The organism is Kitasatospora sp. NPDC087861 (assembly GCF_044742585.1).
Lineage (GTDB): Bacteria > Actinomycetota > Actinomycetes > Streptomycetales > Streptomycetaceae > Kitasatospora.
This window is the reverse complement of the sequence record NZ_JBIUUS010000023.1, coordinates 38,729-51,346: the sequence shown is the minus strand read 5'-3', so window position 1 is coordinate 51,346 and position 12,618 is coordinate 38,729. Positions and strand designations below refer to the sequence as shown.

Genomic DNA, 12,618 nt, shown 5'->3' with positions numbered 1-12,618 from the left:
CTGTGCCTTGGCGGCAGTCACAGCTACTGAAGCGACCCAAGCGACCGAACCGGCGGCTTCACCTCGCACCTGACACGCGCGACACGCCGGGCCCTGACCCTCGAGAGACTCGGTCGCTTTCAGTCGCTGGGCTTCGGTCGCTGGGTAAAACACCAGGTCAGAGCCTATTCACCTACCCCATCAGCGACTCAAGCGACTCAAGGTCCGGTATATGAAGACATTCCCGTGTGCGTGTGCGCGTTATAGACCCGGGCTTCAGTCGCTTCAGTCGCTGTTTGTTGGGAAAATCGGCTTCGACCTGCGGAAACGTCCCCGGACCGAAAACAGCGACCCAAGCGACTCGGTCGCTGCCCCGGGGTTCGGTCGCTCAGTTTCCCCGCAAGTCCCGGTGGTCCGGGACCGTATGTGCTCGCTCGGCTAGTCTGTGTGAGCTATCTTCTGGACTTCGGTCGCTTCAGTCGCTGATCCAGCACCAACCAGTGCTCTGACCTGGCTTTTTGCTGTCAGCGACCGAACGAGCGACTCAAATCCGGGCAGCTACCGAGCTACCGAAGAAGCTGCAGCAGCTACCGAACCAAGGGGAAGGGACCAGCGTGACGGCGCCGAAGGCCGTGGGGAGCGACCGAACGGAGCGTCAGCCGGACGCACTGGCCGTCGCGCGCTGGTGTGCCGCCCAGGGCTGGCCGGTCCATCCGCTGGCCCCGGGACGCAAGACCCCGCCGGCGAACTGCCCCCCCTGCCAGGACTCCCCCCACTCCCCCGCCGAGTGCCCCTGCCCCCGGGTCGGTCGCTGGTGCCATGGCTTCCATGCCGCCTCCACCGACCAGGACATCATCGGGGCCTGGTGGCGGTTCAACCCGGGCTTCGGCACCGGGGTCGCCTGCGGCCCCGCCGGCCTGGTCGTGATCGACGTCGACAGTCACCCCGCCGACGTCCCCGCCCGGGACCGGATCCTGCCGGGCATCCCGATCCACGACCGCGTCGACCTCGACGGCCTCGAGAACGGCTATCACACGCTCGCCCTGCTCGCGGCCCTGCGCAAGGCCCCCGACCCCTCCCAGGACACCGGAACCCTGCGCGTGCGCACCCCCTCCGGCGGCCTGCACATCTGGTACCGCGACGACGCCCACCACCGCTTCACCTGCTCCACCGGTTCCTCCACCGGCCGGGCCCTCGCCTGGCAGGTCGACGTCCGCGCCCACGGCGGCTACATCGTCGCCCCTAGCACCGTCACCATCAGCGGCACCTACACCCCCCTGCCCGGCGTCACCACCCCCGCCCCACTCCCCCAGTGGCTGGCCGAGGAACTCATCCGTACCGGGCACCTCAAGGACCGCCCCAGCCCGCAGCCCACGCCCCAGCCCGCCGTCCCCGACCGTGCCCGCCAGGCCGTGGTCGCCGCGGGCGGCGGCAAGCGCGGCGCCGAACGGGTCCTCGACACCGTCCTCCAGGACGTCACCGACTGCGCCACCACCCCTGAGGGAGCCGGCTTCACCGGCAAACTCAACCGCGCCGCTTACACCGCGGGCGGCCTCGTCTCCGCCGGACACCTCACGCATGCCGCCGCCGAGCGACTGCTCGCCGACGCCGCCCGCGCCGCCCGCCCCTCCCAGGACAGGCAGAGCTCCGCCGTCATCCGCTCAGCCCTCGCCGCCGGCGCCCGGCAGCCCCTGCACATCGGGAAGGCGCGAGGATGAGCGACAGCACCCGCAAGAGGACGGTCTTCGATCCCGTGGCCGCTGCCCAGCAGATCCTGGAGTACCCGCCGGTCCCGGGGCCCTCACAGGCCCCCTGGCACGGCACCGCAGTCCAGGAGAGCCTCCTCGACGCCCCCGCCCCCGCCCCCGCCGCAGAGCCACAAGGACTCGTCCAGCCCCTCCAGTCGGCCCCGGTCGCCGACCGGCCGGACCAGGCCCCGGCGGGCCCCCAGGCGAGCCCGCACGGCCTCCTGCCCGACTCCCTGTCCGACCGCGGCAACGCCAAGCTCTTCGTCCACCTCTACGGACGCGACTACCGCCACGTCCCCGGCATCGGCTGGTACCGCTGGGCCACCCACCGCTGGCAGCTGGACGAGGACGACACCGTCCTGTGGGCCGCCGGCGAGATGGCCGAGAGCGTCGCCACCCACGACCCCCGCGGCGTCTACACCAACGCCGACCTGCGCCGCCACCGCCGCCGGGCCCTGTCCACCTCGGGCATGAACGCCATGCTCGCCCAGGCCAAGTCCGCCCCCGGCATGGTCCTCAACGCCTCCCTCCTGGACGCCGACGCCTACGCCCTGTGCACCCCCGGCGGCGTCGTCGACCTGCGCACCGGCGCCATCGTCCCGCCCGACCCCAAGGTCCACCATCACTCGCGCTCCACCACCCTCGCCCCCGCCCGGATGCCCACCCCCCGCTGGGACCGCTTCCTCACCGACACCTTCGGCGACGACAGGGAAGGCCGCCAGACCCGCGACTTCCTCCACCTGCTGCTCGGCTACTCGATCAGCGGCGACGTCGGCGCCCAGGTCATGCCCTTCCTCTACGGCCAGGGCAAGAACGGCAAGTCCGTCCTCCTGGACGTCATGATCCAGCTGCTCGGCGACTACGCCGACGCGGCCCCGCCCGGCTTCCTGATGGCCAAGACCTTCGACGGCCACCCCACCGACCTCGCCGAACTCCACGGCCGGCGCATCATCGTCTGCTCCGAGCTCAAGCCCGGAGACCGCTTCGACGAGGCCCGGGTCAAGCTCCTCACCGGCGGTGACAAGATCAAGGCCCGCCGGATGCGCCAGGACTTCTTCTCCTTCGAGCCCACTCACAAGCTCTGGCTCCTCGGCAACCACCGCCCCGAGGTCGGCACCGGCGGCTTCGCCTTCTGGCGCCGCATGCGCCTCATCCCCTTCGAACGAGTCGTCCCCGAGGAACGCAAGATCGACAACCTGGCCCACGTCCTCGTCGCCGAGGAGGGCCCCGGTATCCTCGCCTGGCTCATCGACGGCGCCCGCCGCTACTTCGCCGGTGAGAAGGATCTGGCCGGACCCCAGGCCGTCCAGACCGCCACCACCGCCTACGCGGAGACCGAGGACCACGTCGGCCGCTTCCTCAAGGAGGCCTGCCTCACCGGGGAGGGCATGCGTGCCGAACAGTCCCAGCTCTTCGGTGCCTACACCCGTTGGTGCGGCTTCGAGGGGGCCAATCCCGTATCCGGCCGCGCGTTCGCCGCACGAGTCCGCGAGACACTGGGTATGACCTCTCCCAAGGAGATGGTCCTGTCCAACAGCCGCAAGTACTACCCGGGCATCGGCCTGATCACCGACGACACAGAGGAGCAGAACGCGTGAGCGCGCTGATCGATCCGGCCGAGCTCGCCCACGAAACCGACCTCGTCTGGCTGGAGGACACCTCCGACCTCGACTACGTCCGTCAGTCGCTGGACCGGCTCACCACCCGCCGCGGCCGCCCCGCCTACCACCGCGACGGCCGCATGGTCGGCTACGCGATCCTCGGCCCGGATGCCAGGTCCTCCCGAGCCTCCGGCACCTTCCGCCGCCGCGTCTTCTGGCTGCTGCCCCACGACCGCGACCAGGACCCGGACGGCCTGTACTCCACCGGCGCCCCCTCGGAGGCCGTTGACCCGCGCACCGTCGCCCCGGGCGTCAAGGGCTACAAGACCGAGCGCTCCGAGGGCGGCCCGGCTTCGCCGGCGATGCTCGAGCTGGGGATAACGCTTCCGAAGGCCTGAGGCCCGCTACGTACGGTGGGGTGCGGGCCGACAGGACCCTGGTCTGCTCGGCTGGGCCGGAGATCAGGACACCGACCGCCTCGGCACGCTGGGTCATTGCCGGGCGCTGCGCGACCCGCTCCTCGCGGATCGTATGCGGCACCTGGGTACGGCCGCGCGGCGACGACCGGACCTCCGTGCCGTCCCGGTCGGCCGTCGCCGCCAGCGTGCGCGCCGCCGTGGACTCCTTGCTGAGCCGGTCGACCTCAGCCTTCAGCGCCGCCACCCGCACCCGCAGGCCGTCCAGCTCGCTCGTGTTCCCCATGGTTCAGGACCCTCCCCGAAGGTGCTGAACCCGAGCAGGCCCGACGTAAACCGGTTCAACCTGTCGAAACCGTCGTGGAGGTTGATTCGGAGCCGTACGACGTCCAGTGGGCGCCGAGCCCTTCGAGGAGGAGTCGGGCAGGGCGCTCCGTCAGTGGCTGTGTTTGAACTTCCGATGCTGGTCAGGGCCCTCGTCGCTGGGCCTGTAATGAAGAGCCGTTCGGATCGCCGTCACGGTGATGGCGATCCGAACGGCTCCTGGGCCGACCGGGTGGAGGCGCGGGTGGTAGGAACATGCGGTGACGTTCTACGAGGACATGAGTCCTTACACCTACTGGAACGGTGGAGAGTCCTTCACCGACATGACCACGGGCTACCGGTCTCTGACGTTCGAGCCCCCGTACGAGCGCTTGAACGTCGGCTGGTTGTCGGGCGATCAGCCGTGGGCCAGCGGCGTGGTGCCGACGGGCTTCATCGAGGCGCTTGAGGCCGTCCTTGCCGTGCAGGCCGTCAACGAGATGCTGGGCCTCCACGAGTGCGAGCTCTGCCCGCCCTCGGACAAGCAGCCGCCCGAGTCGTACGAACCGCGGCCCGGACATCAGCGAAGCAGCGTCGGTACAGGTGAGATTCGTATCCCGGACAGGCACGGAAGAGCGTTCGCCGCTCCAACACTCATCGGCCACTACGTCATCGACCACGGATACAAGCCGCCCAAGCCCTTCATCGAGGCGGTGCTCGCATTCGATCCGAGCGGCCACATGCCCGCACGATATCCGTGGGTTCACTTCCCCTGGGTCCCCGAGGACGCGATCCACTACGACGCTTCGGTCGAGTAACCCGTAATTTGTCATACCCGGCTCGGACACACGCTTCCAGGATTCCGGGCTCGTCTCACGCGGCGAGTGCGGCCCGGGGGCGTGCTGTCGTTGCCGCGGTGCGGGTGAGGCGTCGGAGCATGAGGGTGATGGCGCTCCACGCGAGGTGGGCCTCGGCGTGAGCGGGCAGCCTCTCGTAGTCGCGGCAGTTTCGGCGGGCGCGCATGAACCACGCCAAACTGCGCTCCACGACCCACCTGCGGGGCAGGACGATGAAGCCCTGAGCGTCAGGGGGCCGTCTGACGATCTTCAGGGTGATGTGGAGTTCCTTGTCGGCCCAGTCGACGAGTTCGCCGGCGTAGGCGGAGTCGGCCCAGACGATGGTGATCTCGGGATGGGCGGCGTGCAGGCGGGTGAGGAGTTGCCGGGCGCCGTCGCGGTCGGCGACGTCGGCCGGGGTGACCAGGAGGTCGACCAGCAGGCCGCCGAGGTCGACGGCGAGATGCCGTTTGCGGCCCGTCAGTTTCTTGGCCGGGTCGTAGCCGCTGGTGGCCTTGGGCACGGTGTCGGCGGCCTTGACCGACTGGCTGTCGACGACCAGGGCCACCGGCCAGGCGCTGCGGCCCGCGCGCAGGCGGATCCCGCGTCGTAGCAGGTCGAGGATCCTGGGCAGGGTGCCGTCCTTGGCCCCGCGGGCGAAGAACCCGAACACTGTCCGCCACGGGGGCGGGAAGTCGGCGGGCAGCGAGCGCCACTTCGCGCCGTTGTCGACGATGTAGAGGATCGCGTCGACGATCTCGCGGCGCGGGTGGGCTTCGGGGCGGCCGCCCCGGGCCGTTTGGCAGGCCGGCACCGGGAGGAGGGGTTCGAGCAGGACCCACTCGGCGTCGGTGGTGTCCGAGGGGTAGCGGCGCTGACGCACTTCGGATACCGCCTTCCACCCGCGGGTCGGGATCAGGACGATCAGCGGCCGCGGCCCTCGCGGGCCAGGATGTGCAGGGACGCCCGGACGCCGCCGAGCTGCTGCAGGACCAGCTGGACGTACTCGTCGTCGGGGAACAGCGCGGCGTGCGGGGAGACGGTGGCGCTGATCAGGCGGGTGATCCGGGTCAGCTCGGTGAGGAACTGGGCCTTCTCGAACGCGATCAGCTCGGCCGGCTCCTCGCTGAACTTGAAGCCGTCGCGGCGGGTCCAGATGAGAGGGGCCATGTGCTCGGCCGCGGTGATCTCGCGGACGTAGATCAGACCGCGGCGGACCTGGCTGGCGTTCAGACCGGTCGCCGCGATCAGCTGCCTGGTGGTCAGCCCGGCGGGCCTGGCCTCGCGCAGCGCGACCCAGACCTGGTCCGCGCAGACGTTGGTGGCCAGCCGCTTGCGCCCGGGCACGGCTACTCGCCCCGCAGCAGCGCGGCCAGGGCCTCGTCCAGGCCCGCATTGCCGGTCGTGACCGCGGACTCCACCCAGTCCGACGCGCCGCGGACCCGGGCCAGGTTGCGCTCGACGGTCGCGCGCTCGTCGTCGGTGAACACATGGCCCCGCAGGGACGGGACGATGCGGCCGATCTGGGCGACGAACGCCGAGCACGCCCCGATCAGGTCGACGAACTGCATCGTGGACTGGATCTGGTGCAGCAGCGGGACCGGCGCGTTCACCGCCTCCGCGGCGGTGACATGGGTGACCTCGGCCACCTGCTGGGCGTGCTCGACCTGGGCCCGGTTCACCAGGTGGCGGGCCGTGGTGTCGGTCATCGCCTTGAACGCCACCGAAGGCCGGCGCAGCAGGTCGGTGGCCACCTGAGCGGCGACCGTCTCGTCCGCGACCAGGTCGTGGACCTGCTCGATCTTCTCCTGCACCGTCACCGGGGTGTCGACGTGCCAGCCCAGCACCCGCTTCGCGGAGTCCGGCGTCCACCGGCCGGCGCCGGTGCGCTCGTCCATCGGCGGCGCCAGGATCGTCTCCAGGCGCCGGTCCTCCTCGACCGACGCGAGGATCTTGTGGACCGTGTGCGACACCCCCACCTGCCGGTGTCCGGCGGGCCAGCGCGAGGACGTCCAGCGGTAGGTCTCCACGGTCTTGTAGGTCAGGCCGATGTCCGCGGCGAACCGCTCCAGCGCCGACGTCACCGTGGACAGGCCCTCCACCAGCGAAGGATTGTGGCCGCCGACCTGACGCATCGGCGCGATCTCCAGCGCGATGTCCCCGATCCGGAACTGGCACCGCCTCATCTGCTCGACCAGGTCGCGACCCTCCGCGACCAACTCGTCGTACCGCTGGAGCGACACCGCCCCGACAAGCTCCGACACGTCAACCACCCACCCCACCGGCCAAGGGCACGGCACCGGCTGCCGACCGACAACCCCCAGCCCGCAGCCAGAATCAGGGCCGACACGCCAACGCCGGAACGGAGCGCGGAAGCACACCCGCGCAGAAGCAGGCCGACGGCATCACTACGGTTGCGAGCCCTCCACCGCACGCCCCGACCGCAGCCTCCACGCCCTCGTCCGGCACCGCCCCGAACAGAACACCGCCCCCGCCACCCGCTCCAACCCCACCGTCCACGACACCCCGCACACCGGACAACGCGCCACCACCGCCGCCCGAATCGCGGCCACCTTGACACGCGAACGCCGCACCGACCGCCAATGCGCCGACCGGCACCTCGACGAACAGAACACCGCCTCCACCCGGACACCAGCCCTCAGCCGGCCACCGCACGCCGGACACGACCGCCCCACATCACCGGACACCCCGGCAGCGTAGAACTCCCCGAACCAGTCGGTCTTGTCATGCTCGACTCAGACACAGGCTCTCAGGCAGGAACGTTGTTGATGACGGCCTCGGTCAGCGGAGAGAGCTGCTTCGCCAGCTTGTCGAGGTCTGCGGTCCGACCATCGGACCACTGGGCCATACCGACGAGCATGCCGTGCCCGTAGGCCGCGAAGCCCTGCACGAGGCCGCTGTCGGCCGGCAACTGGCGCAGGCCCGAGTCCTTGGGCGGGATCTGGACGGCGACCTCGTAGGCATCGGGGTGGGAGCCCAGAAGGGTCATCAGGTGCGCGATGTCGCCCTGGTCCTTCATCGTGAACAGCGCCAAGTTGTACTGGTTGCCCTCGGCATCCTTGTACAGCGCCAGGTCGACGCCGAGACAGCCGCGGCCCTGTGTGATCAACCCGGCGAGGGTCGGCGCCACGGTGTCCGGGCCGGTGTAGTTCGGGTTCGCCACGTCCGCCACCAGCGTGTACCCCTGCACCAGCGCCGGAAAGACGGACAGTGGGATCGCCGAGGCCGGAGCGTCGGATGCCGCCGACGAGGCGCCGATCGGCGGCGTCGCTGCGTGCGGCGAGGGAGCGGACGATGTCGGCGCAGCAGGTGCAGGCGCGGCGGCCGGTGCCGGGCCCGACGGCCGGATCACGTATGCCGCCGCGCCTGCTGCTACCAGCAGCGCAGCGGCCGCCGGAAGCAGCAGCCGGCGTCGCGAGTTTCGTCGCACGGGCTGGCGCGCCCGTTCGGCGGCACTCGGTTCCCGTACCGCGTTGTTCTTCTCAAACTCCTTGACGAACTCTTCCCACAGGTCGTCACCGGATTCACGCATGCTCACAGCTTCTACACCTTAATGATCACCGCCACCGCTGGGAAGACCCGCCCCTTGCCGTTGCTGGTGAAGGTGCTGCCGAACCGGATGGTGCAGACGTGTCGCCAACCAGCACGGGGTTCGACTCGGGGGCGAACCGGCGGCGCCTCTCGTCAAGTGCTCGCGTCCTCCGACCGGATGACCCCGCGTCACCGACACGGAAGTGGAGCCAGAACCCGGGTTTGGGCAGCAGATGTTCACCGCTTCGGACAGCACCGCTGCGACTGGGGTATTCGAACAGGGGCTGAACTGTCCCCGCTGGTTCGGAGCGGAACGCGCCGTGCAGGCACCTTTCACCCTCGGCTGCGACGACGTCTTCGAGTTCGTCAACGCCTACGGCGGCCTCTACGTCCTCCTCGGCGCCCAGGACCGGGAGTTCACCGTCGACGGCACACGACAGCCCACCCCCGGCGGCCGCGGAATGGCCTTCGACCGCAACCCCACGTGTGCGTCGACGGCGGCACCCTGACCACCGGCGTCCGCCTCCGCACCCACGTCGCCCTCGACCACCTCACCGGCACGCTTCGCCCCAGGACATGACGGTCGGCCGGCCCCGGTGCCGACGCGCTCAGCCGTACACGGCGGCCAGGTCACGGCCGCGTTGGCTCAGTTGGTAGTAGACCCGGTGCTGTTCCCGGGACTTCAGGACGAAGCCGGCCCGATGCAGGGCGGTGAGGTGATGGGAGACGGCGCCGGGGGTGAGCCAGTGGCGGTGGGCCAGTTCGGTGGTGGTGCGCGGGGTGGTCAGGTCGCGCAGGATGCGGCCTCGGGTGCCCGCCATCTGGTCGGCGGCGGGTCTGCCCGCCGGCCTGCCGCCGTCGTCGGCGCCAGGGTACGCGGGGTAGGAGATCACCGCCTGCTGCGGGCCGGCTCCGGGGAGCGGGTCGATGGCCACCGACAGCGAGCCGTTGAAGACCGATGGCGCGAGGATCAGCATGTCGGTTTCCGGTACGTCGATGTCGAACGGGACGTCGATACGCAGGTGGTCCCCGTGCCAGCCGATGCGCGGGTCAAGGCCGGGGAAGACGTCCGCGAGGCCCTGCCGGGACATGGTCCGGGCGCGGCGGGCGATGTCGCATTCGATCCGGCTCTGCAGCACGGACCACTGCCGGGCGATCGCGCCGTCCCACAGCTGCGCCAGTTCACCGGCCGCCCGTTCCGCGAACGACGACTCCCCGCGCTCCAGCGCGTTCAGCAACTCCCGTGGCGCGCCGGCGGGCGGGGCGCGCCGCACGGCCGGTTCGTGCAGCATGAAGTCGAGTTCCCGGGCCAGCCGGTCCGGACTCGTGGTGGCGACGGCGTGCAGTTCGCTGTCCAGCGATCCCTGCGCGACCGTCGGACGGGGCAGCGTGAAGTCCGGGATGTAGTGCCAGTGCCCGGCGAACAGCCCGCTCAGCACCGTCAGCCGTCGCTCCCGCAGGGTCTTTCGAAGCCGCGCGCTCAACTCCCGGGCCTGCGGCTGTACGGGGCAGTACTCGAACATCACCCCCTCGATCAGCGCATGCAGCGGCGAGACCACGAATCGCGTGTTCGCCCAGCCCTGCGCCCCCATGCCGATCCTGATCACGGCCGCCCTCCCCCGAATCGCCACCGCCCCGGTGCACACACTAGGCCGCCGCCGCAAGCGCATTCGAGGAAATCGAAAAGACTTTACCGGCCTCCGGCGCCGCCGCTTCCATGGGTCCACCGGCCAAAAACCACGGAGGGAACAAGCATGGGCATCGGCAAGAAGACCAGGTTCGGCCTGGCCGCCGCGTTCGGCACGGCCGCCATCCTCGCGCTGGGCGTCAACCCGGCCTTCGCACAGGAGGGCAATTTCACGGTGGGCAGCGGCTCCTGCGTGGCCGTCGAGGAGATCCAGCTCCAGTCGACCAGCACCGGGTGGCACGACCTCATGGAGAACAACCCGATCCAGGCCTCGGCGACGGACCCGTACTGGTGCCGCTTCAGCCTGATCGACAACGGCACCGAGGTCTGGCACTCAAGCGGCGCCGGCTCCGGCTGGTGGGCCGACGGACCCGGGCACAACATGCAGGCGTGCGTCGAACGCTGGTACAACGGCACCCGCCAGACCCACACCTGCGGTCCGCTCAACTGAGCCCGCGTGCCCGGCCATCGCGCCCCACACCCGATGGCCGGGCACCGGCACGTTCAGCGCTGCATCACCGCTGTATCACCGGCGGTTCAGCCGACTCACGGCGCTGGTCGGCCCGAACGGCGCCTGGCACCCGGGAAGCGGACGCACGCCTGCCGCCCATTGGTGAACTGGCGCAACTGTCCTGACGGGTGAACGTCGGGGCGGGCTCCCTGGCAGCAGAGCAGACGGCCGTCGCGTTCCAGCTGCCGTCGAGCCTGGATGAGACAGTCGAGATAGTCGGTCCCGCTGATCTCGGTGAGCGAGTCGCCGTCGAGGAACGCGATGAGTGCGGTGGAGGGCTGGCCGACGTAGATGGTCACAGACTGAACCAGGCCATCGCAGTCCACGGTCTGAAGACCGACCACTTCCGTCCACTGCGGCTGGGGAACGTTGCTGTCAGAGGTTCTGTCCTGCTCGAACCGGCTGTTCATGTCGACCGTGATCGTTGCAGGAAGGAAGCTCGGGAAGCGCTTGCACAGCCAACAGGACGTGCTTGCGGAGGAGCTGGAAGCCCGCGCGGGTCACCCCCGAAGATCGTCCCCGTGCGGTACCGGCCGGTCCACGGCGGGCCCAGCGGCGCCTTCCGCCGTGCGGGCAGCTGGGCGAACCACGCCACGCTCGGCGTTGTGCTCGCTCGGGATGCCTCTCCGGCCCTCTCCCCCGCCGCCTGCCGGGATCGTTCCCAGGATCCGACCGGACGAATTTTCCGCGGAAAATTCGGTGGCGTCGGGCTGCCGGCATCACCGGTGTCCAGGCCGTCGAACCGGCTGCCCGGGACCGCATCCCGCGGACTCGTCCGGGTCCGACCGCGGCAGCGGGCTACGCGTGAGCCTGGCCTTCGACCCGGCGCACGTCGGTACCGGCTTCGTCTTTCCTGCAGATCTCGTCGACCTGAACCTGCACGACCCGGACTGCCCCGTGCCTCCCGGGACGGGGCAGGTCCTGATCCGGGACCACCGGAGCGGCCCGGAGGCAGCGGACGTGCTGTACCGCTGATCCCTGCCGGGCCGGATGAGCCCGGTTGTGCCAGCGGCCTCCGGATTTTCCGCAGAAAATTTCGCTACCAGGAGATCCGTGGACGGCTCAGCGGTCCGGACCGTCCGCAGCTCGTCGTCGCGCCGTGGGGCATCCGCCCTCGAAGGCAGCTCTGGCAGACCCGGATTTTCTGCGGAAAATCGGAGCCGGCGGAGCCGGGCCCGTCGGGCTGTGCCATCGAACCGTGGCTGGTGCCACCGAACGTCGATGATCAGGTGCTTCTGCTACTGAAGAGTCGACCGACAGAGCGGGGCCGGCAGTAGGTTGTCACGATGACCGACTCTCTGCCGCCCGGCGGCGTTGTGCTCGAAGCGGACGAACTGGATGCCCGGTGGGCGGACGCATGGCGGCCGGAACGGGTCGCGAAGCGCTTGGACGGGGTCAGTGTGACCTGGTGCGTCGCAGCCGGTTGGGCGCTGGACTTGTTCCGCGGGAGGCAATCGCGGCTGCACGGCGACCTGGAGATCGCGGTGCCGACGGCGGGATTCCCGGAGATTCGGGACCGCTTCCCCGAGTACGTGTTTGACGCGGTGGGTTCGGGGCGAGTCTGGCCGGCGGCGGGCGCCGGGGCACTGGCGGCCACGCACCAGACCTGGCTGCGTGATCCGGGAAGCGGGCAGTTCCTGTTCGACGTCTTCCGCGAGCCGCACGAAGGCGGGACCTGGATCTGCCGGCGGGACGAGAGCCTGCGGCTGCCGTACGACACGATCATCGAGCGGACAGCCGACGGGATCCCCTACCTGGTGCCGGAGCTGGTGCTGCTGTTCAAAGCGAAGGCGGCGCGGCCCAAGGATCAGGCGGACTTCGACGGCGTGCTGCCGCTGCTGAGCCAGGCACGCCGGGACGTCCTCCGCGGGTGGCTGAAGCGCGTGCACCCCGGTCATCCGTGGCTGGCGGAGCTGGCGGGGTAGTACTTGTTGGACGGCCAGGCGTAAGCGTCCGGAGGAATCAGGTATTCCCAAGGATCACGC

The 12,618-nt window shown here is 70.1% G+C and carries 14 protein-coding genes; 8 read left to right on the top strand and 6 right to left on the bottom strand.

The genetic code is table 11. The features are described from left to right. The first annotated feature begins 593 nt into the window (after positions 1-593). The 4 genes from ACIOJE_RS28880 (at position 594) to ACIOJE_RS28865 (ending at position 4,865) form a co-directional block, all read left to right on the top strand. Entirely contained in the window at positions 594-1,697 is a 1,104-nt protein-coding gene (locus tag ACIOJE_RS28880; protein ID WP_400780057.1) for a bifunctional DNA primase/polymerase, read from the top strand. After that, complete coding sequence (locus tag ACIOJE_RS28875) at positions 1,694-3,325, top strand: phage/plasmid primase, P4 family (RefSeq protein WP_400780055.1); 1,632 nt, start codon at positions 1,694-1,696, stop codon at positions 3,323-3,325. Before ACIOJE_RS28880 ends, ACIOJE_RS28875 begins: the two co-directional genes overlap by 4 nt. Beyond that, positions 3,322-3,726: a DUF6009 family protein gene (locus ACIOJE_RS28870; protein WP_280686140.1), complete on the top strand. Its 405-nt coding sequence runs from the start codon at positions 3,322-3,324 to the stop codon at positions 3,724-3,726. Before ACIOJE_RS28875 ends, ACIOJE_RS28870 begins: the two co-directional genes overlap by 4 nt. Positions 3,727-4,328: 602 nt before the next feature. Continuing rightward, entirely contained in the window at positions 4,329-4,865 is a 537-nt protein-coding gene (locus ACIOJE_RS28865; RefSeq protein ID WP_400780052.1) for a hypothetical protein, read from the top strand. A 55-nt stretch (positions 4,866-4,920) separates the two neighbouring features. Here ACIOJE_RS28865 and ACIOJE_RS28860 read toward each other — a convergent pair whose 3' ends face one another. From ACIOJE_RS28860 to ACIOJE_RS28845, 4 genes are all read right to left on the bottom strand, one after another. Next, positions 4,921-5,766: an IS5 family transposase gene (locus tag ACIOJE_RS28860; protein ID WP_400780050.1), complete on the bottom strand. Its 846-nt coding sequence runs from the start codon at positions 5,764-5,766 to the stop codon at positions 4,921-4,923. Positions 5,767-5,807: 41 nt separating this feature from the next. Then, positions 5,808-6,230: a hypothetical protein gene (locus tag ACIOJE_RS28855; RefSeq protein WP_400780048.1), complete on the bottom strand. Its 423-nt coding sequence runs from the start codon at positions 6,228-6,230 to the stop codon at positions 5,808-5,810. Between the two features lie 2 nt (positions 6,231-6,232). Beyond that, positions 6,233-7,147 (bottom strand): DUF6192 family protein, encoded by a 915-nt coding sequence (locus ACIOJE_RS28850; protein WP_400780046.1) that lies wholly within the window; start codon positions 7,145-7,147, stop codon positions 6,233-6,235. Between the two features lie 506 nt (positions 7,148-7,653). Beyond that, positions 7,654-8,442, bottom strand: coding sequence for a hypothetical protein (locus ACIOJE_RS28845; RefSeq protein WP_400780044.1), 789 nt, complete (start codon positions 8,440-8,442; stop codon positions 7,654-7,656). Positions 8,443-8,755: 313 nt separating this feature from the next. On the opposite strand from ACIOJE_RS28845, the gene ACIOJE_RS28840 reads away from it, so the two are divergent. Next, positions 8,756-8,944, top strand: a complete 189-nt coding sequence (locus ACIOJE_RS28840) for a hypothetical protein (protein WP_400780042.1) — start codon at positions 8,756-8,758, stop codon at positions 8,942-8,944. A gap of 99 nt (positions 8,945-9,043) precedes the next feature. Here the strand turns inward: ACIOJE_RS28840 and ACIOJE_RS28835 are convergent, their stop codons facing one another. Next, positions 9,044-10,042, bottom strand: coding sequence for a winged helix-turn-helix domain-containing protein (locus ACIOJE_RS28835; protein ID WP_400780040.1), 999 nt, complete (start codon positions 10,040-10,042; stop codon positions 9,044-9,046). Between the two features lie 147 nt (positions 10,043-10,189). Here ACIOJE_RS28835 and ACIOJE_RS28830 point away from each other — a divergent pair, with 147 nt between their 5' ends. Continuing rightward, positions 10,190-10,573, top strand: a complete 384-nt coding sequence (locus tag ACIOJE_RS28830) for a hypothetical protein (RefSeq protein WP_400780038.1) — start codon at positions 10,190-10,192, stop codon at positions 10,571-10,573. Between the two features lie 95 nt (positions 10,574-10,668). Here ACIOJE_RS28830 and ACIOJE_RS28825 read toward each other — a convergent pair whose 3' ends face one another. Further along, a complete protein-coding gene (locus ACIOJE_RS28825; RefSeq protein WP_400780036.1) occupies positions 10,669-11,043 on the bottom strand; it encodes a hypothetical protein in 375 nt (124 codons plus the stop codon). A 394-nt stretch (positions 11,044-11,437) separates the two neighbouring features. Between ACIOJE_RS28825 and ACIOJE_RS28820 the strand changes: the two genes are divergently transcribed. Beyond that, a complete protein-coding gene (locus ACIOJE_RS28820; protein WP_400780034.1) occupies positions 11,438-11,608 on the top strand; it encodes a hypothetical protein in 171 nt (56 codons plus the stop codon). Between the two features lie 311 nt (positions 11,609-11,919). Continuing rightward, the gene (locus ACIOJE_RS28815; RefSeq protein ID WP_400780032.1) at positions 11,920-12,558 is read left to right on the top strand and encodes a nucleotidyltransferase domain-containing protein; all 639 of its coding nucleotides are present in this window, start codon (positions 11,920-11,922) and stop codon (positions 12,556-12,558) included. The last annotated feature ends 60 nt before the right edge of the window (positions 12,559-12,618 follow it).

What these genes read in the sequence shown, in the direction of transcription:
- ACIOJE_RS28825 (WP_400780036.1), bottom strand. Translation starts at nt 11,043, where the DNA reads ATGAACAGCCGGTTCGAGCAGGACAGAACCTCTGACAGCAACGTTCCC.
- ACIOJE_RS28875 (WP_400780055.1), top strand. Translation starts at nt 1,694, where the DNA reads ATGAGCGACAGCACCCGCAAGAGGACGGTCTTCGATCCCGTGGCCGCT.
- ACIOJE_RS28815 (WP_400780032.1), top strand. Translation starts at nt 11,920, where the DNA reads ATGACCGACTCTCTGCCGCCCGGCGGCGTTGTGCTCGAAGCGGACGAA.
- ACIOJE_RS28830 (WP_400780038.1), top strand. Translation starts at nt 10,190, where the DNA reads ATGGGCATCGGCAAGAAGACCAGGTTCGGCCTGGCCGCCGCGTTCGGC.